This is a genomic window from Pseudomonas sp. B6001, from assembly GCF_013386015.1.
Classification (GTDB): Bacteria; Pseudomonadota; Gammaproteobacteria; order Pseudomonadales; family Pseudomonadaceae; genus Aquipseudomonas.
The window spans coordinates 207,057-228,932 of record NZ_JACAOX010000004.1; the positions used below are offsets into that span (position 1 = coordinate 207,057).

General features: G+C 63.3%; 18 protein-coding genes. 6 read left to right on the plus strand and 12 right to left on the minus strand.

The features are described 5' to 3' along the window. Positions 1-5: 5 nt before the first annotated feature. The 11 genes from HX821_RS07010 to HX821_RS07060 form a co-directional block, all read right to left on the minus strand. Positions 6-2,762 (minus strand): malto-oligosyltrehalose synthase, encoded by a 2,757-nt coding sequence (locus tag HX821_RS07010; protein WP_177028194.1) that lies wholly within the window; start codon positions 2,760-2,762, stop codon positions 6-8. Then, positions 2,759-4,843 (minus strand): 4-alpha-glucanotransferase, encoded by a 2,085-nt coding sequence (gene malQ / locus HX821_RS07015; RefSeq protein ID WP_177035483.1) that lies wholly within the window; start codon positions 4,841-4,843, stop codon positions 2,759-2,761. The genes HX821_RS07010 and malQ overlap by 4 nt, the downstream gene beginning before the upstream one ends. Beyond that, on the minus strand, positions 4,840-6,591 hold the full coding sequence (gene treZ, locus HX821_RS07020) for a malto-oligosyltrehalose trehalohydrolase (RefSeq protein ID WP_087692373.1): 1,752 nt from the start codon (positions 6,589-6,591) through the stop codon (positions 4,840-4,842). The genes malQ and treZ overlap by 4 nt, the downstream gene beginning before the upstream one ends. A gap of 16 nt (positions 6,592-6,607) precedes the next feature. Continuing rightward, the gene (glgA, locus tag HX821_RS07025) at positions 6,608-8,167 is read right to left on the minus strand and encodes a glycogen synthase GlgA (RefSeq protein ID WP_087692372.1); all 1,560 of its coding nucleotides are present in this window, start codon (positions 8,165-8,167) and stop codon (positions 6,608-6,610) included. A gap of 439 nt (positions 8,168-8,606) precedes the next feature. Beyond that, on the minus strand, positions 8,607-9,560 hold the full coding sequence (locus HX821_RS07030; protein WP_177035484.1) for a D-2-hydroxyacid dehydrogenase family protein: 954 nt from the start codon (positions 9,558-9,560) through the stop codon (positions 8,607-8,609). A gap of 27 nt (positions 9,561-9,587) precedes the next feature. Beyond that, on the minus strand, positions 9,588-10,601 hold the full coding sequence (locus tag HX821_RS07035) for an alpha/beta hydrolase (protein ID WP_177035485.1): 1,014 nt from the start codon (positions 10,599-10,601) through the stop codon (positions 9,588-9,590). Positions 10,602-10,656: 55 nt separating this feature from the next. Then, positions 10,657-11,088 carry a YqaA family protein gene (locus HX821_RS07040; RefSeq protein WP_177020006.1) on the minus strand — a complete coding sequence of 144 codons (432 nt, stop codon included), beginning with the start codon at positions 11,086-11,088 and terminating at the stop codon, positions 10,657-10,659. Between the two features lie 3 nt (positions 11,089-11,091). Then, on the minus strand, positions 11,092-11,538 hold the full coding sequence (locus HX821_RS07045; RefSeq protein ID WP_177035486.1) for a DUF411 domain-containing protein: 447 nt from the start codon (positions 11,536-11,538) through the stop codon (positions 11,092-11,094). A gap of 156 nt (positions 11,539-11,694) precedes the next feature. Further along, entirely contained in the window at positions 11,695-12,150 is a 456-nt protein-coding gene (locus HX821_RS07050; RefSeq protein ID WP_003207553.1) for an SRPBCC family protein, read from the minus strand. 81 nt (positions 12,151-12,231) lie between these two features. Further along, the gene (locus tag HX821_RS07055; protein WP_087692367.1) at positions 12,232-14,226 is read right to left on the minus strand and encodes a methyl-accepting chemotaxis protein; all 1,995 of its coding nucleotides are present in this window, start codon (positions 14,224-14,226) and stop codon (positions 12,232-12,234) included. Between the two features lie 165 nt (positions 14,227-14,391). Further along, on the minus strand, positions 14,392-15,387 hold the full coding sequence (locus HX821_RS07060) for an aldo/keto reductase (RefSeq protein WP_102368897.1): 996 nt from the start codon (positions 15,385-15,387) through the stop codon (positions 14,392-14,394). A gap of 118 nt (positions 15,388-15,505) precedes the next feature. Between HX821_RS07060 and HX821_RS07065 the strand changes: the two genes are divergently transcribed. After that, positions 15,506-16,423, plus strand: coding sequence for a LysR family transcriptional regulator (locus HX821_RS07065; RefSeq protein WP_102368898.1), 918 nt, complete (start codon positions 15,506-15,508; stop codon positions 16,421-16,423). On the opposite strand, the gene HX821_RS07070 is transcribed toward HX821_RS07065, so the two are convergent. Then, a complete protein-coding gene (locus HX821_RS07070; RefSeq protein ID WP_087692364.1) occupies positions 16,414-17,319 on the minus strand; it encodes an AraC family transcriptional regulator in 906 nt (301 codons plus the stop codon). The two genes, HX821_RS07065 and HX821_RS07070, sit on opposite strands and share 10 nt — an antisense overlap. A gap of 102 nt (positions 17,320-17,421) precedes the next feature. Here HX821_RS07070 and HX821_RS07075 point away from each other — a divergent pair, with 102 nt between their 5' ends. From HX821_RS07075 to HX821_RS07095, 5 genes are read left to right on the plus strand one after another with little or no spacing between them, the layout of a single operon-like run. After that, the gene (locus HX821_RS07075; protein WP_003207562.1) at positions 17,422-17,982 is read left to right on the plus strand and encodes a carboxymuconolactone decarboxylase family protein; all 561 of its coding nucleotides are present in this window, start codon (positions 17,422-17,424) and stop codon (positions 17,980-17,982) included. Positions 17,983-18,034: 52 nt separating this feature from the next. Continuing rightward, positions 18,035-19,096: an acyl-CoA dehydrogenase family protein gene (locus HX821_RS07080; RefSeq protein WP_003207563.1), complete on the plus strand. Its 1,062-nt coding sequence runs from the start codon at positions 18,035-18,037 to the stop codon at positions 19,094-19,096. After that, positions 19,093-19,896, plus strand: a complete 804-nt coding sequence (locus tag HX821_RS07085; RefSeq protein ID WP_134326437.1) for an ABC transporter ATP-binding protein — start codon at positions 19,093-19,095, stop codon at positions 19,894-19,896. Before HX821_RS07080 ends, HX821_RS07085 begins: the two co-directional genes overlap by 4 nt. Continuing rightward, complete coding sequence (locus HX821_RS07090) at positions 19,883-21,082, plus strand: ABC transporter substrate-binding protein (RefSeq protein WP_010171568.1); 1,200 nt, start codon at positions 19,883-19,885, stop codon at positions 21,080-21,082. The genes HX821_RS07085 and HX821_RS07090 overlap by 14 nt, the downstream gene beginning before the upstream one ends. A gap of 14 nt (positions 21,083-21,096) precedes the next feature. Next, a complete protein-coding gene (locus tag HX821_RS07095; protein WP_172834573.1) occupies positions 21,097-21,849 on the plus strand; it encodes an ABC transporter permease in 753 nt (250 codons plus the stop codon). Positions 21,850-21,876: the final 27 nt, after the last annotated feature.

Sequence of the window (21,876 nt, forward strand, 5' to 3'; positions counted from 1 at the left end):
AAATTTCAGCTTTCTTGATCATCAGGATTGATAAAGACATTGACCGGGAAATCCCCCAGGGCAGCGCTGATCATGAGCTCCTTGTTTGGTGTGACTGCGCCTGTTCGGAAAAGTCCCTTCCAATTTTGGGTTGGAGCGGCGAACGGTAATCGGACCCGGGTATCGCCCCAAATCTGCGCGTTGATCAGGGGATACACACCGTTTTCAAGCAGCCGGTGAGGCCAGCGTGGCACCACCACCAGCAGCTGTTTGCCCTGGTATTCGCGGTAGAAAGCGACCACCCGCTCGGCGTGTTCGCCCACCACTTCCAGAGGCTCGTACGTGCCCTGGCGAAACAGTTGCGGATGCGCCTTGCGCAACCCCAGGACCTGGCTGATCAACGCCTGTTTTATACGCCCGTCATGCCAGTTGAACATCAGCTCGCCGATGTCCGGCGGCGTGTGCAGGCCCTGTCGCCGTGCGGGGTAGTCCACCGGGCGGCGGTTGTCAGGGTCCACCAATGTGAAGTCCCAGAACTCATCACCCTGGTACAGGTCCGGCACGCCCGGCACGGTGAGGCGAAGCAAGGATTGCGCCAGCCCGTTGAGCGCGCCGGCCGGGGCGATGGCCTGGGCGGCCTCGCCGATGGCATCGCGCAGGGTCTTGCCGGCGTCCTCCAGCAGCAGCCGTGACAGGAACGCTTCGACACCTTGCTCGTACAACTCGTTGGGTGCGCTCCAGCTGCTGTTGAGCTTGGCTTCACGCAGGGCTTTCTGCTGCCACTGCCACAGGCGCTGGTGATAGTCCGCCAGGCCCTCGGTATCGTCGCGGTGCAGGTCCAGCGGCCAACTGCCCAGCAGCACCTGATAGAGGATCAGTTCGTCACCCGCGGACGGCGTGTTGGCATCGCTGCGCAGGCGGGCGGCGAGGGGGCGCCATTGCTCCACCTGCTCGGCATACCAGTCGGCGGCCTCGCTGAGCACCGCCAGGCGCGCACGGGTATCTTCGCCGCGCTTGTGGTCGTGGGTGGCGGTGGCCAGCAGGTTGTCGGGGAAGGTGCGCAGTCGTTGCTGGTTGACCGCGTGGAAGTCTTCCAGCGGGGCGCTGAATTGTTCGGTGCTGAAACCCACGTCATTGCGCGACAACAACACACCCGAGCGGTAGAACGCAGTGTCTTCCACGGCCTTGGCCGCCGCCGGCGAGGTCAGTTGCTGGAAGCGTACGCAGGCGTGCTTGAGCATCTTGCGTTTGCGGCCCAGGGGGCGGTCGCGCCAGGGTTGGCCGCCGAGCCATTTTTCCAGGTAGTCGAGCACCGGCCAGTCGCCTTCGCTCAAGGTGCTGCGGGCACCGGCCAGGGCTTGCAGGAAAAACACGTCATCCAGTTCGCTGCGGCCCCGGGCGCTGATGTAGGTGCGGTACACCGGGAAATGCACGATCAGTTCCTGCAACGCGCGGCGAATTGCACCCAGGGTCAGGTCGCGGCTCATCACATCGTCCCGGGCCACTTGCAGCAGGGCCTGGGCCACACTTTCAAAATCCCCGGCCAGGGAACCGTTGAGGATCTGCTGCCGGGCCAGCCAGGCTTCTTCGATAAATGAAGACGGGCGTTCGGTGTGGCGGGTCCATAACTCGGCCAGGGGTTCGAAGCCCTTCGGGTCATGTTGCAGCAATGACAGCTGGTTCATGAATTCGTAGCCGGTGGTGCCGTCCACGCGCCAGTCTTCACGCAAGGTTTCGCCTTCGCCGAGGATCTTCTCGACGAAGATCGGCAAGTGCCGCCCACTCGCCAGCGAGTCCACCCGGCGGCGCAGCTTGCGGCAGTAACCGCGCGGGTCGGCGAGGCCGTCGATGTGGTCGATGCGCAGGCCGTCGATCAGGCCTTCGCTGATCAGCTGGAAGATCTTGCCGTGGGTCGCTTCGAACACCGCGCTGCGTTCAACCCGCAGGCCGCCCAGCTCGTTGACGTCGAAGAACCGCCGCCAGTTGATATCGTCCGCTGCCGTGCGCCAGCTGGCCAGGCGATAGCTTTGTTGTTCCAGCAGGTGGTGCAGGCGGGCGAAACCTTCGGGCTGGCGGGCGTCGTAGAGGTCGAGGTTCGCTTCGATGGCCTTCAGGGTTTCGGGGTCGCGGGCGGCCTCGATCAGTTCCTGTTTCAGCGCGGCGGCCTGGGGATAGGCGTCCGGCTGGTAGGCCAGGCTGCTGAAGCGATCGGCCAGTGACTTGACGGGCACCAGCTCGCCGTATTCCCGCGGGCAGATCGGGAAGCGATGTTCGTAATGCTCGACGTAGAAGCTGCCGTGCTGCGGGTCGAAGCGCAGCGGCAGGGCACCCGACTGCAGGGCTTCGCCGTAGTCGCTGCCAAGGAACGGCATCAGCAGTTGGCCCTTGAGCAGCGGGTCTGGCGAGTGCCATTGAATGTCGAAGAATTCGCTGTAGGGACTCAGGCGACCCCATTCCAGCAAGTCCAGCCACCACAGATTATCGGCACCGCCGACGGCCATATGGTTGGACACGATATCGAGGATCAGCCCCATGTCATGTTCGCGCAACGCCGCAACCAATCGCCGCAGCGCCGGTTCGCCGCCCAGCTCGGGATTGACGGTGGTGGGATCGACCACGTCATAGCCGTGCATCGAACCGGCGCGGGCGCTCAGCAATGGCGAGGCGTAAAGGTGGCTGATGCCCAGTTCGGCGAAGTACGGCACCAGCGGCACGGCGTCGTCGAGGGTGAAGCCCTTATGAAATTGCAGGCGCTGGGTAGCCCGAAGCGTCAATGCTTTCATCGGTCACGCTCTTGGGCCTGGATGCGCGCCACGGCCAGCAGCTCAAGGCGGCGGGCGGCATTGTCGTCATCGAGCAGGGTGGCGGCATCGCCCGGCAGGCGGCGGCGCCAGTTCGGGTGGGTGTCGGTGGTGCCGGGCAGGTTGGATTGTTCCTCGACCCCCAGGGCGTCCTCCAGCGGCAGCAATACCAAGGGTGCGCGGGTGTGGCCCAGGTAGCGCACGCTGGCGTCGATGACGTGGTCGGTTTCGTTGCGCACTTCGTCGATGAAGTTCTGCGGGTCCTGGCTCAAGGCCTGGCGCAGTGCCTGGCGTTCCCGCAGGCGGTGTTCGCTCCATTGCTCGACGGTGGGTGCATCGATCAGGCCCAGCTGGATATTCCAGTCGATATCGCGGCTGTGCCACCAACCGTTGAGGGTCGGCAGGTCGTGGGTGCTGGTGGTGGCCAGCGCGTTGTCCGGCCAATCGAGGATCGGCTTGAACTGGCCGCCGTGGTCTTGTTCGAACAGCAGCACGCGCATGCCGAGGATCGAGCGCGCGATGAGTTTTTCCCGCAGGCCGTCGGGTACGGTGCCGAGGTCTTCACCGAGGACGATCGCCTGGTGGCGGCTCGACTCCAGGGCCAACAGCCGCAGCAGGTCATCCACAGGGTAATACAGGTAGGCGCCGTCCCGTGGCGAGGCGTCCATCGGGATCACCCACAGGCGTTGCAGGCCCATCACATGGTCGATGCGCAAGCCGCCGGCGTGGGCGAAGTTGGCCCGCAGCATTTCGATAAACGCGCGAAAGCCGTTGCGCTTGAGGCCTTCGGGGGAAAACGCGGAGATACCCCAGCCCTGGCCGGCACGGTTGAGGATGTCAGGTGGCGCACCCACGGTCAGTTCCGCCAACAGTTCATCCTGGCGGCTCCAGGCCTGGCTGCCGCCGCCGTCGGCGCCCACTGCGAGGTCGGCGATCAGGCCGACACCCATGCCGCTGCCGCGCGCCGCTTGTTGCGCGCGTTCCAGGCACCGGGCAATCAGCCATTGGCTGAAGGCGTAGAAGCCGATTTCGTCCCGATTGGCTTCGGCAAATTGCACCAGGGCCGGGCTTTGCGGGCTGTGCCAGTCCTCTGGCCAGTGGCGCCAGTCGAGGCTCTCGCCGTTGGCCGCGCGTTGGGCTTGTACGGCTTCGAAGCGGCAGTGGTTTTCCAGGGCTTCACCGCCAGCCTGGCGGAAGCTCAGGAAGTCGGCATGTTGCGGGTGGTCGCCCTGGCGGAAGTCGTCATACAGGGTGCGCAACAGGCGCTGCTTGGCTTTGGCCGCGGCCGGCCAGTCGATCAGGCTTTGTTGCTCAAGGTCATTCAATTCGTCGGCCAGCCCGCTGGCCTCGATGGCAGTTTGCACCGCACGTTCGCCGAGGATGCAGCCGGGGGACGCGTACAAACTGTTGAGGAACAGGCGGCTGGACGGGGAATAGGGGCTGAAGCGCTCGGTGTCGGCGCTGAACATCGCGTGCATCGGGCTGATGGCCAGGGCGTCGGCGCCGCGTTCGGCGGCGGCGCGGGCCAGTTGTTCCAAGGCCTGGGTATCGCCAAAGCCGCCGTCGCCGCTGCGGCGCAGGGAATACAGCTGGGCGCTCAGGCCCCAGGCGCGGGCGGTCTGGGTGTCGACCGCTTCTGCAACGGTGTAGCAATGCGTCGGTGCCACGGCCAGGGTGAAATGCTGGTCGGCAATATGCACTTGTTGGTAGCCGACCGGAATCGAGCCGGGCAACACCGCGTTCTCGTCCAGGCTCAGGTCCAGCACGCTGGAGTCTTCGAGGTGAATCTGGCACGGCGTACCGGGGGCGAAGTAGCGCGCCAGGTCCAGGCCGGCGCCGCTGTCGACGGTCATCAGGGGCGGCAGGTGCTTGTCTTGTTTCACGCGTTCGAGGTCCAGCAGGCTGGCTTCGATCTCGGCGTCGCTGTCGGCCGGGTGGCCCAGGCCTTTGAGCACGGCGCGCAGGGCGTCAGGCTTTACATGTTGCGGGCGGCCATTCGCGTCGATCCAATCGACGGCCAGGCCCGCTCGGCTGGCGAGTATTTCCAATTGCGCGTCGCTCAAGGGTGCTCTCCAACAGGGGAATGGGTGAGGCTGACGCGGGCGCTGAGGGGAGCCAATTGTTCAGCCCCGCTGGCCTGCGTCACAAATAGGAGGTGCTCGGCAGCCGGGTAGTTCAGAGAATCGGCGCTCAGGTTGAGGTCGATCTGCAACAGGCTGCCATTGCCCAGGCGCCAGCGCGCCGTGACCGCGCCCTCCGCCAGCACGTGCGCACCCAGGGCCATGCTGCCGGGCAGGTGCGGCACGATATGTTGGTGGCGCAGGCTCAACAGGTGCCGGTAGAGCTGCGAGTCGCCGCAGTCGGCGAGGGCGGGTGCCGAGCGGCGGAAGGTTTGCAGGGAGTTGGGGTCGGGAATGCGTTCGCGGCGTTCGGGGTCGCTGAACGCGGCGAAGTCGGCAAACTCATTGCGCCGGCCTTCACGTACCGCCTCGGCCAGTTCGCCGTGATGGTCGGTGAAGAACAGGAACGGCTCCTCGGCGTTGACTTCATCGCCCATGAACATCAGCGGGATCATCGGCGACATCAGCAGCAAGGTCGTCGCGGCGCTCAGGGCCTGGGGCGAACACAGTTGATGCAGGCGTTCGCCCAGGGCGCGGTTACCGATCTGGTCGTGGTTCTGCAGGAACAGCACAAAGGCGCTGGGCGGCAGGTGCCCGCTGGGCTCGCCGCGCGTGTGGCCGTGGCGCGTGGTGTGGCCCTGGTAGATAAATCCTTCGCTCAGGCAGCGCGCCAGTTTTCCCGTGGGGTCCTGGGCGAAATCGCTGTAGTAGGCGTCGGTTTCGCCGGTGAGCAGCACGTGCAGGGCGTTGTGGCCGTCATCGTTCCACTGGGCGTCGAAACCGCTTTCCAGCAGGCTGGCCTGGTTGAATTCGTTTTCCAGCACCAGCCACACATGCCGCCCCGTGTCGACTTGCTGGCGTACTTTTTGCGCCAGCTCCTGCAGAAATTCGGGATCGTTGATGGCGTGCACGGCGTCCAGGCGCAGGCCGTCGAAGCGGTATTCCAGCAGCCACATCAGGGCGTTGTCGATGAAGAAATCCCGGACCTCCCGGCGATCAAAGTCGATGCCCGCGCCCCAGGGCGTGTGCACGTCTTCGCGAAAGAAACCCTTGGCGTAGGTGCCGAGGTAGTTGCCGTCGGGGCCGAAGTGGTTGTAGACCACATCGAGGATTACCGCGAGGCCATAGTGGTGCGCACTGTCGATCAGCTGTTTGAGCTGCTCGGGCGAACCGTAGGAGGATTGGGGAGCGTAGGGCAGGACACCGTCGTAACCCCAGTTACGTTCGCCGGGGAACTGCGCGATGGGCATCAGCTCAATGGCGGTGACCCCCAGTTCGGCGAGGCGCGGCAGTTGTTTCTCGACCTCGGCGTAGCCCCCCAGTACGCCCACGTGTATCTCGTAGATCACCGCTTCGTGCCACGGCCGGCCTTGCCAGTGGCTTTGGCGCCACTGATAGGCCAGGGGGTCGACCACCACGCTGAAGCCGTGAACGTCCGTGGCCTGTGCCCGGGAAGCCGGGTCGGGAACGTCCTGTTCGCCGTCGATGTTGTAGCGGTAGCGGGTGCCCGGCGGGCATTGCAGCTGCACCACAAACCAGCCATCGGCCTGGGGCAGCATCGCTACCGATTTTCCTTCCTCAAATTCAACGCTGACATAAAACGCGTCTGGCGCCCATAACGCGAAGCGGGTGTGTTCCGCATCCAGCATGATCGCGCCGTGGGGCCAGGTTTCCAGAGTCCGTGACGGCATCTATGAAGACCTCTTTTTACTGTTTCCCCGATCTTCCCAGCGCTTTCGCTACCAGTTGCTCATAAAGTTCGGCATAGGGTTCCACTGCCTGGCACCAGTTGAACGGTGCGGCCATAGCCCGGCAACGCATGGCGTTGAGCAAGCCTGGGAAGGCGAAGACCTTGAACGCGCGGCTCAGGGCCGCTTCGTAGCTTTCGACAGTGGATTCGTTGAACAGGAAGCCGGTGACGCCATCCTCGATGGTGTCGGCCAGGCCGCCGGTGTTGCGTGCAACCGGCAACGAGCCGAAGCGCTGGGCATACATCTGGCTCAGGCCGCACGGTTCGTAACGGGACGGCATCAGCAGGAAGTCGCTGCCGGCGAACATGCGGCGCGCGTCGGTCTCGTTGAAGCCGATGCGCACGCCGATCTGGCCGGGAAAGCGCAGGGCCAGGGCACGCATGGCTTGTTCTTCTTCCGGCTCACCACGGCCGATGATCGCGATCTGGCCGCCATTTTCGACGATGAAACTGGCGACCGCTTCGGTCAGGTCCAGGCCTTTCTGGTAGACCAGGCGCGATACCACGGCGAACAGCGGGCCGGTGGAGTCGTGCAAGCCAAACAGGTTGCGCACATGGGCGGCGTTCTGTGCCTTGCCTTCCCAGTCACCAATGTTGAAAGGGTGGGTCAGGTGCGGGTCAGTGGACGACTCCCAGCTTTCATCAATGCCGTTGGGAATGCCGCTGAGCAAGCCTTGCTGGGTCTTGCTGGCGAGAAAGCCATCCAGACCGCAGCCAAATTCGGGGGTGGTGATTTCCTGGGCGTAGGTGGCGCTGACCGTGGTGATATGGCTGGAATACGCCATGCCGGCCTTGAGGAATGACAGCTTGCCGTAGAACTCCATGCCTTCTTGCTGCAAGGCGTGTTCGGGAATCCCCAGCTCCGGGCACGAGGCCAGGCTGACCACGCCCTGGTAGGCGAGGTTATGAATGGTGAACAGCGTTGGAGTGCGTGACCCACGCCAGTGCATATAGGCTGGCGCCAGGCCTGCTGGCCAGTCATGGGCGTGCACCAGGTCCGGGCACCAGTGGATTTGCGCCAGGTTGGCGGCAATATCGGCGGCGGCCAGGCCCAGGCGGGCGAAGCGGATATGGTTGTCGGGCCAGTCGCGGCCGTTGTTGGCGCCGTAGGGCGTACCTTCGCGCTCGTAAAGCTCGGGGCAGATCAGCACGTAGATAACCAGGCCGTCCTTGAGGTCCATGCGCCCGATCTTGCACGGTGGCAGCGCGGCGTGGCCCCCCAGCTCACCGATGATATGAATCGGGTTGTCGCTGTCCAGCACCTGCGGGTAGCCGGGGATCAGCACGCGCACATCGTGCAGGTGCGCCATGGCGCGGGGCAGTGCGGCGGAAACGTCGCCCAGGCCGCCGGTTTTCACCAGGTCGGCCAGTTCGGAAGTGACAAACAGCACTTTTTTGCGATTGGGATTCACACGTGGGACCGGCCGCACCGTGTTGGGAAGGTCGGCCAATGAGGTCGGCCCGCCAACCGGCTGACTAAAACGCTCTCCCTGAGTATCTACAGCGGCACTGATCATAGTTCTCTCCCGAGTTCTGGTCGGCTGATGGCATATGGCAATCAGCGAAGGTTGACCGCGTCCTGCGGCCAGGCGCACAAGCGCTACACAGACTGGCAAGCCTTATGCCAGTTGTGCTGGAGTCTTAAATAGAGTGGATGGACGGGCGTTCGGTATGAACCGTCAGCACTCGCCTTACCTTAAACCTGACCTGTGGCAGAGTTGGAAAGTTTCGATTTTTTGCGGGGTTTTTGTTTTGGATCGGACCCATCGGTCATGAGTCTAGGACAGATCCCAGAGCCTGTGGGGTCTGTGGGGTATTTTTGTAGGACAAATTTTTTTCATGAGCTCGGTAGCAGCTGTCGAGCGCGCTCCGGTTCAGGATCGGCAGTGCGCCCGACGCAGCCTCGCTGAGGCTCGACAGCTGCTACGGGGGGGAGTGGGAGGTGAAATGTGTGCACTAGCTTAGTGCGCGAAGGGGCACTCCTTTGGCCCAGGCTTGGATGTCTTCGATCATTTGCTGGTAGAACTGGCGGTAGTTCTGCTCGCTGACGTACCCCACATGAGGGGTGGCCAATACGTTGGGCAACTGGCGGAATGGATGCCCGGCTGGCAGCGGCTCCTGGGCGTACACGTCCAGTGCCGCGCCCGCCAGCCGGCCATTGGCCAGGGCGTCAATCAAGGCGGCCTCATCGACAATCGGCCCGCGTGCCGTGTTCACCAGATGCGCCGTAGGTTTCATCCAGCCCAACGCTTCGGCGTCCACCAGCCCGCGGCTGCGGTCGCTGAGCACCAGGTGAATCGACAACACGTCTGCCTGTTCAAACAACTCGCGCTTGCTGACCCAGGTCACGCCGCTTTCGGCAGCGCGCTCTGGGGTAAGGTTTTCGCTCCAGGCAATTACGTGCATGCCGAAGGCCTGGCCAAATTTGGCGACCTTCTGGCCAATGCTGCCCAGCCCGAGAATCCCCAGGGTCTTGCCGTACAAATCGCCGCCCAGGCCCACTTGCCAACCCCCGGCGCGCAGGGAATTGGCTTCGGCCAGCAGGTTGCGGGTGGACGCCATGATCAGTGCCCAGGTCAGTTCCGGGGCCGCGTGCTTGTAACTGTCAGTGCCGCATACCTGGATACCCAGGGCCTTGGCCGCAGGAGTGTCGATGGCGGCGTTGCGCATGCCGCCGGTCACCAGCAACTTGAGCCTGGGCAAGCCTTGCAACAGAGCCCGGTCGAAGGTGGTGCGTTCGCGCATCACGCAGATCACCTCGAACCCCTGCAAACGCTCGATCAACGTGGCGGTGTCCGCCGGGTAATCGTGGAGGAAGTGCACCTGGCCGACCGACGCCAGGACTGACCAGTCCACCACGCCACTGGCCACATTCTGCCAATCATCAATCACTGCGATCTGTACCGACATTCACGCATGCCTCGAAAAAAGGTTGGATTAAAGGGCGTTCAGCCCTTGCAACAGTGCCTTGTGAAACTGTGCCGGCTCTTCCATTTGCGGTGCATGGCCCAGGCCCGGGAACTCCACCAGGGTAGCGTGGGGAATCAACTTGGCCACTTGCTTGCCCAGCACCGCGTAGTTGCCGAGCTTCGCCTTGACCGCCGGTGACGCCAGGTCCTTGCCAATGGCGGTGTTGTCGGACGTGCCGATCAGCAGCAGGGTGGGCATCTGCAGGTCCTTGAACTCGTAGTACACCGGCTGGGTGAAGATCATGTCGTAAATCAGCGCCGAGTTCCACGCCACCTGGGTGTGGCCGGGGCCTTTGTTCATGCCGGCGAGCATATCGACCCAGCGGTCGTATTCAGGCTTCCAGCGGCCGACGTAGTAGGTGTCGAGCTCGTATTGGCGGATGCCTTCGGCGGTCAGTTTCAACTCGCGCTCGTACCATTGGTCAACGCTGCGGTAGGGCACGCCGATGGCCTTCCAGTCTTCCAGGCCAATAGGGTTTACGAGGGCAAGTTGTTCGGTTTGCTGCGGATAGAGCAGGGCGTAGCGTGTGGCAAGCATGCCGCCGGTGGAATGGCCGAGCAGGGTAGCCTTCTGAATACCAAGTTTTTCCAGGAGTTGATGGGTGTTGATCGCCAGTTGCTGGAAGCTGTACTGGTAATTGTCCGGCTTGCTGGAGGTGCAGAAACCGATCTGGTCGGGAGCGATCACCCGGTAGCCGGCGTCGCTCAGGGCCTTGATCGATTCATCCCAGGTGGCGCCGCAGAAGTTCTTGCCGTGCATCAGCACGATGCTGCGCCCGTTGGCCTTGCCTTTGGCCGGCACGTCCATGTAGCCCATCTGCAGGGATTTGCCCTGGGACTGGAAGGTGAAGTGCTCTACCGGGTACGGGTATTTGAAGCCTTGCAGCTCGGGGCCGTAGGTCGGACCTTCTTCGGCGGCGAAGGCGGGCAGGGCGCTGCCGAGTAACAGGCTGGCGACGCACAGAGAGCGGATCTTGGACATGGTTAGAGCTCCGGGAACAGTGCCCGGATGCTGTGGCGAGGGGATTAACGGGAGATTAAATCCAGTGCAGGGTGAGCATGGCCAGTACCCCGTAGCGCGCCCCTTTTGCAAGGGTCACCAGCACCAGGAACCGCCAGAACGGTTCGCGCATGACCCCGGCCACCAGGGTCAGCGGGTCGCCAATGATCGGCACCCAACTGAGCAGCAACGACCAATGGCCCCAGCGCTGGTAGTGGGTACGGGCCTTTTCCAGGTGCCGGGGGCTGACCGGAAACCAGCGTCGATCCTTGAAGCGCTCGACCGAGCGGCCCAGCAGCCAGTTCACCACCGAGCCCAATACGTTGCCGGCCGTTGCAACCCCGAGCAGCAGCCACACGCTGTAATGCCCGCTGATCATCAGCCCTACCAGCACCGCCTCCGATTGCATCGGCAACAGCGTGGCGGCGCCGAAGGCGGCGAAAAACAGTCCCAGGTAACCGGCAAGCATCAATCAGCGTGCCGGATAGTCAGCCACTACCACGTCTTCGCCATCGCGAGTCAGGCCGATGACCTGATAGGCATCGCTGCTGCCGTTCATCTCCATGCCAGGCGAGCCCATGGGCATGCCTGGCGCCGTAATGCCCAGCAAGTCGTCGCGCTTGCGCAGGGCCAAGACCTGGTCGGCTGGCACATGGCCTTCGACGAACTTGCCGTCGATCACGCCGGTATGGCAAGACGCCAGGCGCGGCGCCACGCCCAGGCGTTGCTTGACCTCGCTCATGTTGCTTTCCACATGGTCGTTGACCTTGAACCCGTTGCTCTCCAGGTGGGCAATCCACTTTTTGCAGCAACCGCAGTTGGCATCACGGTGCACGTCAATCGGGATCAGCTCGGCAGCCTGGGCCAGGGTGCTGATGAGCAGCGCCGCCAGCACGGCCAGTCGTAGGGTAGTTTTCATCATCATCTCGTCAGATAAAGGGCAACAGCCGGGCATTCTCCGCGCTTTTTAAAAAAGGGTTTCCCGGGAGTGTTACGAGGTTTTACGAAAAACCGACAGCACCAGAATAACCGCCTGGTGCTGTCGGAAAACTGAGAGGGAAAAATGACGGTTTTGTCAGGCTGGCGGGGATTCCAGGCGCTGCTTGAGCTGATCAAGGGCCTGGTTGGACAGTGCGATCATGCGCTCATGCAGGGTGGTCAGTTGCAGTTCGGTTTCATAGGTGAGGATGCGCTTGAACAGCGTGCCGTTGCCCTGTACTTGCAGCAGATAATGAATACAGCCATCGACCGCCAATGAGGTGAACGCGGTCTTGAACTCCCGCGGTCGCTGCGCAATCTGCACGCGATAGCTCATGGGAACCCGCACACCCAGCAGGTCGATGGTTTCAGTGAAACGATGACCGGCAGGCAATGAGCCGGCGATACCGGTGTCGGCGCCCAGGGATGTCGGATGCCATTCATGCCAGCGATCCGGTTGGGTAACGTAGTCGTAAACATCGTCGATAGAGGCTTGTATATAGCGTTCCTGACTGATCCGCTCCAGACGGATCGGGTGCTCAACTGCGTGCATGACACACCTCCTGTGTGGCGGAGCGAACTGTCAGAATAGTCCGGCTCCCGCGCATTGCACGGGAGCTTTCAGGCTATTTTTTCAACGCACCTTGAAGCGACCCATCAATGCAATAACCCGGCCATTGGCATCCAGCAGGCTCTGGGTGTTGTGCTCCGTGGCGTGGCCGCTTTGCACCAGTTCTTCAACCATATGGCGGATGTGCACCATGCTGCGGTTGATTTCCTCGGTCACCGCGCTTTGCTGTTCGGCGGCGGTGGCGATCTGGGTGCTGAGGTTGTTGATATGGCTGACGGAGCCAGCCATCTCGTCCAATCCCGTGTTCACCCGGGCCGTGGCGTCAGCCGCAGACTGGCAGCTGGCCTGGGTGGCTTCCATGGCCGTCACCGAGGAACTCACGCCCGTGGTCAGGCGCGCCAGCATCTCATTGATCTGCGAGGTGCTGGCCTGGGTGCGGGCGGCGAGGGCGCGGACTTCGTCGGCCACCACCGCAAAACCCCGGCCTTGTTCGCCGGCCCGGGCGGCTTCGATGGCCGCGTTGAGTGCCAGCAGGTTGGTCTGGCCCGCGATGGCGCCGATCACGCCGAGGGTTTCGGTGATGCGGGCGGCATCCTGGCGCATGTTTTCCACGGTGTGGGTGGCGCTGGAGACCTCGCCGATCAACGCGCTGACGCTGCGGGAAGCTTCCCCGACCACCACCCGCGAACGGTCGGCGTGCTCATTGGCGCGCTGGGTGAACGCAGCCGTTTCGGCGGCGTTCTCGGCCACGGTGTCGGCGGTGGAACTCATCTCGGTGATGGCCGTGACGGTCTGGTCGGTTTCCGAGGCATGGCGCACCAGGATCTGGTTGGTCTGGGCCGACGTCTGCTGCAATTGCGCCAGGCTCGACGACATGGCGCCGGTGGCCAGGGTCACTTCTCCGATCATGTTTTGCAGGTAGACGATAAAGCGGTTCACCGAATGGCCAATCGCCCCCAGTTCATCCTCGGCGCGAATGGTGATGCGCCGGGTCAGGTCGGCATCGCCGTTGGACAGTGCGTCGATATTGGTCTTCAGCGCGGTCATCCGGTGCACCAGCTGGCGGATGGCGTACACCGCCAACAGCACCAACAGCAGGATCATCGGGATTTGCAGCATCGCCAACGTGCCCAGTACGTCATCACGTTGGGCGGTGATCAGCGAGGTCGGCAGCGCAGTGGCGAGGAACCACGGGGTGCCTTCGATCGGGCGCATGAAGAACGTGCTGGCCACGCCCTGGTTGTCGAACTCGCTGCGTTGCAGGGTTTGATCACGATGAGCCAGGCCGGCGCTGACCTGGGCGGCAAAGGCCGAGGTGCCGGCCAATTCGCTGATGTTCTTCAACACCACGGGGCCGCTGATGCGCGTGCTGTTGCTGATGATCTTGCCGTCGCCTTCGACGATCAGCATTTGCCCGCCGAGGTCTTTTTCCTTGCTGGCCACCAGGTCGTTGAAGAAGCCCAGGGTCACGTCGATGGTGGCGACGCCATAGGCTGCGCCGTCACGCTGGATCGCCATCGCGCAGTTGGTGCGTGGCTCCTGGCTGGCGTCATCCTTGTAGGCCGCCGCCCAGGCGCACTGGCCGCGGGGCGAAGCGAGGCCGCCCTTGTACCAGCTCTGGTCGTAGTAGTTGGGGGCCGCGTCGCTGTTCCAGAAGGTGTTCACCGCCAGCTTGCCCGAGGCATCGCGGTGCCAGAAGGTGCTGTGCTTGTTGCGTCCCGGGGTGCGTTGGTTGGGCAGGGGCCAGATGCCGCCGCCAAACACTTTCAATTCGCCGTACTGGTCCACCAGGCCTGGCAGCACCTTGTCGATGGCGTCGCTGTCCAGCAGCGGGATGGTTTGGGTGATGCTGCGTTGCTGGGCCTGAACCTTGTTCAGTTCGCCCTGGATCTGCTCGGCCACTTCGGCAATGCGATTGAGGGCCACCTGTTCTTCGGTGTGGCGCAGCTTGGGGGCCACCAACTGTCCGATGCCCACCACCGTCAAGACGAATAACAACAGGACGAACAGCACCAGGAACAGGGTGTAGCGGGCTTGGATAGAGCGCAATGAGGGCATGGGGTCGTCCTTACGAAGCGTTTATTGTGCGACGCGGCTTTGTTAGAGCTTCGAAGGGCTATCGGCTTGGGACGGGCGAGCTTGAGGCACTATCGTGCAAGAAAAACCAGGGCAGGGATTCAAGGCGCGGAGCTGGCGAGCCAGCCCCGATCCGGCGTGGCAGGATTATTTGTCCAGCATCTGCATGACCGCTTCCGGGTAGCGCAGCCCGGCTGTGGCGTTGGCCGGGAAGATGGCCTCCAGCGCCGCCAACTCGGTCGGGCTGAGCTTGACCTCCAATGCCGCGACGTTCTCTTCCAGGTACTTGCGTTGCTTGGTCCCCGGGATCGGGATCAGGTAATCCCCTTGCGCCAGCACCCAGGCCAACGCCAGTTGCCCGGCGGTCACGCCCTTGTCGGCGGCCAGGGCTTGTACCTGGTCCACCAGCAGCAGGTTCTTCGCAAAGTTCTCGCCCTGGAAACGCGGGCTGAAGCGGCGGTAATCATCCGCCGCAAAATCATCCGGGCTTTTCAGCGCGCCGGTCAGGAAGCCACGACCCAGTGGGCTGTAAGGCACAAATGCGATCCCCAGGCGTTCGCAGGCGGCGAGGCAACCGTTGTCCTCCTGATCACGGCTCCACAGCGAATATTCGCTTTGCAGGGCGCTGATGGGATGCACTTTATGAGCGCGCTCGAGGGTGGCCGCCGACGCTTCACTCAGGCCCAGGTAACGCACCTTGCCTTGCTTGACCAACTCGGCCATGGCGCCGACGGTTTCTTCAATCGCCACTTCAGGGTCGATGCGGTGCTGGTAGTAGAGGTCCAGGGTTTCTACGCCGAGGCGTTTCAGGGTGCCGTCGATGGCGTCGCGAATGTACTCGGGACGGCCATTCACCCCACGCAGCGCGGGGTTTGCGGGGTCACGCACGATGCCGAACTTGCTGGCGAGGAACACCTGGTCGCGCTTGCCGGCGATGGCCTTGCCAATCAGTTCTTCGTTGGTATGGGGGCCGTACATGTCGGCGGTGTCCAGCAGGTTGATCCCCAGTTCCAGGGCGCGGTGCAGAGTGGCGATGGCTTCGGTGGTATCGGTGCCGGTGGTGTAGAAATCGGTCATGCCCATGCAGCCGAGGCCGATGGCGGACACCTGGGGACCATTTTTACCGAGTTGACGTGTGTGCATGGGTCCAGCTCCTGTGTGGGAAGGCCTCCATTGTTGCCCTCGACAAAAGCGGGATAAACCGGCTAAAACCGCTATCACTATTATGAAATTCTAAATAATCCCTGAAGGAAACCGGCCCGTGGACCGTTTTAATGCGATGCGAGTGTTCGTGCGGATTGTCGAACTGGGCGGGTTTGCCAAGGCGGCTGACAGCCTGCAACTGCCGCGTGCCTCGGTGACCATCCTGATCAAGCAACTGGAGGCGCACCTGGGGGTGCAACTGTTGCAGCGCACCACACGCCAGGTCAGCCCGACCCTGGACGGTGCCGCCTACTACCAGCGTTGCGTGAGCCTGCTGGCGGACCTTGAGGAAACCGAGGCGGTATTCTCCACCAGCCGACGAAACCCGCGCGGCACGTTGCGTATCGATATGCCGTCCGGGATCGGGCGTTTCCTGGTAATTCCGGCAATGCCCGAGTTCACCACGCGTTACCCGCAGATCGATCTGGAAATCGGCCTCAATGACCGCCCGGTGGACCTGATCCGCGAAGGCGTGGATTGCGTGTTGCGCGGCGGCCTGGCGCTGGACGAGTCGCTGGTGGCCCGGCCGCTGGCGATGATGGATCAGGTGACCTGCGCCAGCCCCGGCTACTTGCAGCAGTTCGGCGTGCCATCGACGCTGGATGAGTTGGCCGGCCATCAAGTGGTGGAGTATTTCTCCAGCACCAGCGGCAAACGCTATGGCCTGGAGTTTCAGATCGGCAGCGACATCCGCTTGGTCGACCTGCCCAAGCAAGTGGCGGTCAACAGTGCCGATGGTTACCTGGCGGCCTGTGAGGCGGGTTACGGCCTGGTACAGACGCCGTACTACCACGCCGTTCGCCAGTTGGAAGCGGGCACGCTGGTGGAGGTGCTGGCGCATCAGCCGCCGCCCAGGTTACCGCTGACGGCGCTGTACCCGCCGCATCGCCAGCTGTCGCAACGGGTGCGGGTGTTTGTCGATTGGCTGGTGGAGTTGTGTGCCCGGCCGGGCAATGGGTTGCAGCGTCAACCTTGAGCCTTGCGGTAGGCGCCGGGCTGGAAGCCGGTGACCTTATGGAAGGCCCGGGTAAACGCCGCCACCGATTGATAACCCACGGCGAGGGACACGTCCGCTACGGTCTGGTCCTGCTTGAACAGTTGGCAGGCGTGGCGCACACGCATCATCAGCAGCACTTGCCCCGGCGACTGCCCGCACAGTTCATTGAAGCGCTTGAAGAACGCCGAGCGCGACAGGCCGGTGCAGGCCGCCATGCTTTCCAGGGTCCAGGGCTCGGCCGGGCGTGCGATCAACTGCTCCAGCAGGTTGGCAAATGCCGGTTGCCGAGCCAGCGCCGCCAGGCCGCCGAGGTCGGTGTTGTCCAGCACTTGCTGGCGCAGCACATACAGGAACAGCAGGTGGCAGAGGCGCTCCAGCAGGGCGGGCGAGGGCGCCGGCGTGCGCTCGCATTCCTGCAGGATCAGTTCGAACAGGTTGCGCGCGGCGGTCAGCGATGGGTCACCGGCCCGCAGGATGATCCAGGCGGGCAGGGTGTCGACAATCATCGCCGACAGCCCGGACTGGAAGTGAAAGAACCCGCACACCAGGCCCACGCCGTCACTGGCTTGGCTGTCCAGTGGCAGCATCGGTTTGCGCGGGCATTCCTGGGCGCCGGTGGCGGTGCCATCGCTGGACAAGCGGTACGCCAGGTCCCGCAGCAGGAAGACTGCATCGCCGTTGTTCAATGGGTAAGGGGTCGAGTCGCCGTCGATGTGCATCCAGCATTGCCCTTGCACCACCAGATGAAAACTCGCGCTTGCCAGGCCATGGGTGCTGGCGTGCCAGTCGCCGCAGTAACGCCCGACGTGAAACAGGCTGGTGTTGAGTTCAAGGCTATCTAATAACCAATCGACGAGTGAACTGGACGAATTCATCTAACGGAAAGACTCTAGAGCAAGTAATCGCTACTTTAGACTATTGAGCGGATTTTTTATAACCAACAGACTTGGTACACGAATCCATGAGGAGACCACTCCATGTCCCGCGTACCGATGCTAACCCTGGAAACCGCTCCTGAGGCGGCCAAGCCCTTTCTGGAAAATGCCCTGAAGGGTTCCGGGTTCATCCCCAATCTGTTGGCGGTGCTGGCCAACGCCCCGGCAGCCCTGGAAACCTACATCACCGTGTCGGGCCTGAACGCCAAGTCTGACCTGAGCCTGGCCGACCGCGAAGTGGTGCAACTGATTGCCGCCACCAATCACGGTTGCGATTTCTGCGTCGCCGGGCACACTGCCGTAGCGCGCAACAAGGCCAAGCTGCCGGAAGACGTGATCGACGCCCTGCGCCAGCGCGGCGAACTGCCCAACGAGCGTTATGAGACACTGGCCGCGTTCACCCGTGAAGTGATCGCCACCCGCGGTGATGTCAGCGACGCCGGCTACACCGCGTTCCGTGAGGCAGGCTACACCGACGGTCATGCCCTTGAGGTTATTCTGGGTGTGAGCCTGGCCACCCTGTGCAACTTCGCCAACGTGTTTGCCCGTACCCCGTTGAATCCGGAACTGGCGCAATACCGTTGGGAAAAACCGGCTAGCTGAAGGCGCGCAAGCGTTCGCGATGGTAAACATGCTGCAACAAGGAGAAACATGAATGCTTGACCCAATCTTGAGCCGCTGGCTCGATGTTCAAGCGCAGGCCCTGGATGTGGGCAGTTGCGATCCGCAGGAAGTGCTGCCACGGCTGGCAGAGGCCAATGTATTACGTATCGGTGTGCCCAAGGACCTCGGTGGCCTGGGCGGCGATGTCACCGGCGCGGTGGAAGCTATCGCCGATGTGGCGAGCCATTCCCTGGCGTCGGCATTTGTATGCTGGGGCCAACGCTCGTTTATCGAATACCTGCTGCAAAGCCCGAACCAGCGCCTGCGCGAGCAACTGCTGCCGGACCTGCTGAGCGGCAAGCTGGCCGGGGCGACCGGGCTGTCCAACGCGATGAAGTTTTTGTCTGGCATCGAGTCGCTGCAAATCAGCGCCGAGCCGACCGACGACGGCTGGAACCTCAATGGCCGCCTGCACTGGGTGACCAACCTGCGCAAGAACGGGTTTGTGGTGGCCGCCGCCATCGAGCATGCCCAGGGCGGCGCGCCGTTTATCCTGGCGATCCCGGATTCGGTGTCCGGCCTGCAACGTTCCCGTGACCTGGAACTGTTGGGTCTGCAATCGAGCAATACCGCAGCCCTCGGCTTTGAAGCCGTGGAACTGAGCCGCGACTGGTTGTTGCATGAGGATGCACGCAAGTTCCTGCCGGCCGTGCGCCCGGCGTTTCTGGGCTTGCAATGCGGCATGTCCATCGGCCTGGCGCGGCGCTCGCTGGCGGAGGTGGCCAATCACCTGGGCTCCAGCCGCACCGTATTGCGTGAAGAGCTGGAAGTGTTGCGTACCTCCCTGGAACAGGCGGTCAACGACCTGAAGAAAGGCCTGCTGGCCGGCCGCTTCGGCACTGAGCCGGTACCGTTGTTCCGCCTGCGCATCGCCCTCGCGGAAATCGCTGCCAGCGCTGTGCAACTGGAGCTGCAAGCCAGCGGCGGCAAGGCCTACCTGACGGCCCACGGCAGCGGTTTTGCCCGGCGCTGGCGCGAGTCGGCGTTTGTGCCGATCGTGACCCCGAGCCTGGTGCAGTTGCGCACCGAGTTGAACCGTCAGGCCAACCTATGAACCAGGCGGTATTGCACGCCCAGGGAATTTGCCTGGGCTATGCGGGCAACTCGGTGCTGGAAGGTTTCGACCTGCAATTGCAGCCCGGCGAAGTGGTGTCGATCCTCGGCCCCAGCGGCGTTGGCAAGTCCAGCCTGCTGCGGGTGCTCGCCGGTTTGCAAGCGCCCCAGGGTGGCAGCATCCGCCTGCTGGGCGAGCCGTTGAATGGCCCGCACCCGCGGGTGGCGGTGGCGTTCCAGGACCCCAGCCTGCTGCCGTGGCTGAGCCTGGAAAAGAACGTCGCCTTCGGCCTGGACTTTGCCCGCCAGCCGCACCTCAGCCCTGAAGAACGTCGCAGCCGCGTCGACCATGCGATCCACGCCGTAGGCCTGGAACACGCCCGCCAGCAATTCCCGGCGGCGCTGTCCGGCGGCATGGCCCAGCGCACGGCGCTGGCCCGTTGCCTGGCACGCCAGCCGCAGGTATTGCTGCTGGACGAGCCCTTCGGTGCCCTGGATGAAGTGACCCGTGCCGACATGCAGCACCTGCTGCTCAAGGTCAATCGCGAGCAAGGTTCGGCGGCGGTGCTGATCACCCACGACATCGACGAAGCGCTGCTGTTGTCCGACCGGATTCTGCTACTGGGTAACCGCCCGGCGCGGACCCTCGGCGAATGGCGCATCGACTTGCCGCAACCGCGGGAAGAGCAGGTGGAAGCCATCGGCACCCTGCGCATCGAGATTCTCAAAACCCTACGGCGGGCGAGCCGCACTGACCCCCAACCCCCTGAACTGCTGGAGCCTTGCCATGTGTCTGGATGACCTCACTCACTCGCGCCGTGACTTTCTCAAACTCTCGGCCGTGCTCAGTGCCGCCGGAGCCTTGCCACTGCTGAGCAGCTTGCAGGCCCGGGCGGCCAGTGAGCCGGACGCACCGGTACGCATCGGCTATTTGCCGATCACCGACGCCACGCCGTTGCTGGTGGCCCACAACAATGGCCTGTTCGAGGCCGAAGGCATCAAGGCCGAGCGCCCGGTGCTGCTGCGCAGTTGGGCCCAGGTGATCGAGGCGTTCATTTCCGGGCAGGTCAACGTGATTCACCTGCTGTCGCCGATGACCGTATGGGCGCGGTATGGCAGCAAGGTCCCGGCCAAGGTCGTGGCCTGGAACCATGTGGGTGGCTCGGGCTTGACCGTGTCGCCGGGCATTACCGACGTGAAGCAACTGGGCGGCAAGTCGGTGGCGATTCCGTTCTGGTACTCGATTCACAACGTGGTGGTGCAGCAGTTGTTCCGCGACAACGGCCTGACCCCGGTGGCCCGTGCCGCCGGCAGTGCGATTGCCGCCAACGAGGTCAACCTGATCGTGTTGCCGCCCTCGGACATGCCGCCGGCCCTGGCCAGCAAGCGCATCGACGGCTACATCGTCGCCGAGCCGTTCAACGCCCTGGCGGAAAACCTCAACGTGGGCCGCGTACAGCGCTTTACCGGCGATGTGTGGCGCAACCATGCGTGCTGCGTGGTGTTCATGCACGAGCATGACCTGACCAACCGCCCGGAATGGTCGCAGAAGGTGGTGAATGCAATCGTCAAGGCCCAGGTCTGGACCCGCGACAACCGTGAAGAGGCGGTGAAGCTGCTGTCCAAGGACGGCGAGAACCGCTACACCCCGCATGCCGAACCAGTGCTGCGCAAAGTCCTGGCGCCGGCTGCCAGCGACCGTGCGGCTTACCTGGCTGACGGCGCGATCCAGCACGCCAACTGGGACGAGCACCGCATCGACTTCCAGCCGTATCCATTCCCCAGCTACACCGAGGAACTGGTACGCCGCCTGAAAGACACGCTGATCGAGGGCGACAAGAAATTCCTCGCCGACCTGGACCCGGCGTTTGTCGCCAAGGACCTGGTGGACGACCGCTTCGTGCGCAATGCGATCGCGGCGGTGGGCGGCATGAAGACCTTCGGCTTGCCTGAGGGCTTTGAGCGAAACGAGGAGATTGGCGTTTGAACAACGGCAAAACCTTGGGGTTGCCGGGCTGGTTGCTTGGCTTGAGCGGGTTGGCGGGGTTGTTGTTGCTCTGGTGGCTGGGGGTGAAGGTCTTTGGCAGCGCGGACGGTTTGTCTGCGCGGTTTTCGCTGTCGGCGACCCTCGCCAGCCTGTGGGAGTTGCTGGGCCGCAGCGAGCTGTACCTGAACATAGCCGTGAGCCTCAAGCGGATCTTCGTCGGACTGTTCCTGGCATTGCTGATTGGTGTACCGCTGGGCTTGCTGGTGGGCAGTTCGCGCAAGCTGGAGGCGGCAACCACGCCGGCGTTCCAGTTTCTGCGGATGATCTCGCCGCTGTCGTGGATGCCCATCGTGGTGATGTTGATGGGCGTGGGCGACCAGCCGATCTACTTCCTGCTGGCGTTCGCAGCGGTGTGGCCGATTCTGCTGAATACGGCGGCGGGTGTGCGTCAGCTCGATCCGCGCTGGTTGCAACTGAGCAAGAGCCTGAGCGCCACGCGCTGGGAAACCTTGCGCCGGGTGATTATTCCCGGGGTGATGGGGCACGTGCTGACCGGCGTGCGCCTGGCCATCGGGATCCTGTGGATCGTGCTGGTGCCGTGCGAGATGCTCGGGGTCAGTGCCGGGCTGGGTTATTACATCCTCGACACTCGCGACCGGCTGGCCTACTCGGAGCTGATGGCGATGGTGCTGCTGATCGGCTTGTTGGGGTTTGCCCTGGATGCGTTTGCGCGCTGGTTGCATCAGCGCTGGGTGCATGGAGGGTGAACACCTCATGCAAAGGCTCGGAGGCTT

Coding starts and splice junctions, on each gene's coding strand:
- HX821_RS07010 (WP_177028194.1), bottom strand. CDS start 2,762: ATGAAAGCATTGACGCTTCGGGCTACCCAGCGCCTGCAATTTCATAAG.
- treZ (WP_087692373.1), bottom strand. CDS start 6,591: ATGCCGTCACGGACTCTGGAAACCTGGCCCCACGGCGCGATCATGCTG.
- glgA (WP_087692372.1), bottom strand. CDS start 8,167: ATGATCAGTGCCGCTGTAGATACTCAGGGAGAGCGTTTTAGTCAGCCG.
- HX821_RS07030 (WP_177035484.1), bottom strand. CDS start 9,560: ATGTCGGTACAGATCGCAGTGATTGATGATTGGCAGAATGTGGCCAGT.
- HX821_RS07035 (WP_177035485.1), bottom strand. CDS start 10,601: ATGTCCAAGATCCGCTCTCTGTGCGTCGCCAGCCTGTTACTCGGCAGC.
- HX821_RS07040 (WP_177020006.1), bottom strand. CDS start 11,088: ATGCTTGCCGGTTACCTGGGACTGTTTTTCGCCGCCTTCGGCGCCGCC.
- HX821_RS07045 (WP_177035486.1), bottom strand. CDS start 11,538: ATGAAAACTACCCTACGACTGGCCGTGCTGGCGGCGCTGCTCATCAGC.
- HX821_RS07050 (WP_003207553.1), bottom strand. CDS start 12,150: ATGCACGCAGTTGAGCACCCGATCCGTCTGGAGCGGATCAGTCAGGAA.
- HX821_RS07055 (WP_087692367.1), bottom strand. CDS start 14,226: ATGCCCTCATTGCGCTCTATCCAAGCCCGCTACACCCTGTTCCTGGTG.
- HX821_RS07060 (WP_102368897.1), bottom strand. CDS start 15,387: ATGCACACACGTCAACTCGGTAAAAATGGTCCCCAGGTGTCCGCCATC.
- HX821_RS07070 (WP_087692364.1), bottom strand. CDS start 17,319: ATGAATTCGTCCAGTTCACTCGTCGATTGGTTATTAGATAGCCTTGAA.
- HX821_RS07075 (WP_003207562.1), top strand. CDS start 17,422: ATGTCCCGCGTACCGATGCTAACCCTGGAAACCGCTCCTGAGGCGGCC.
- HX821_RS07080 (WP_003207563.1), top strand. CDS start 18,035: ATGCTTGACCCAATCTTGAGCCGCTGGCTCGATGTTCAAGCGCAGGCC.
- HX821_RS07085 (WP_134326437.1), top strand. CDS start 19,093: ATGAACCAGGCGGTATTGCACGCCCAGGGAATTTGCCTGGGCTATGCG.
- HX821_RS07090 (WP_010171568.1), top strand. CDS start 19,883: ATGTGTCTGGATGACCTCACTCACTCGCGCCGTGACTTTCTCAAACTC.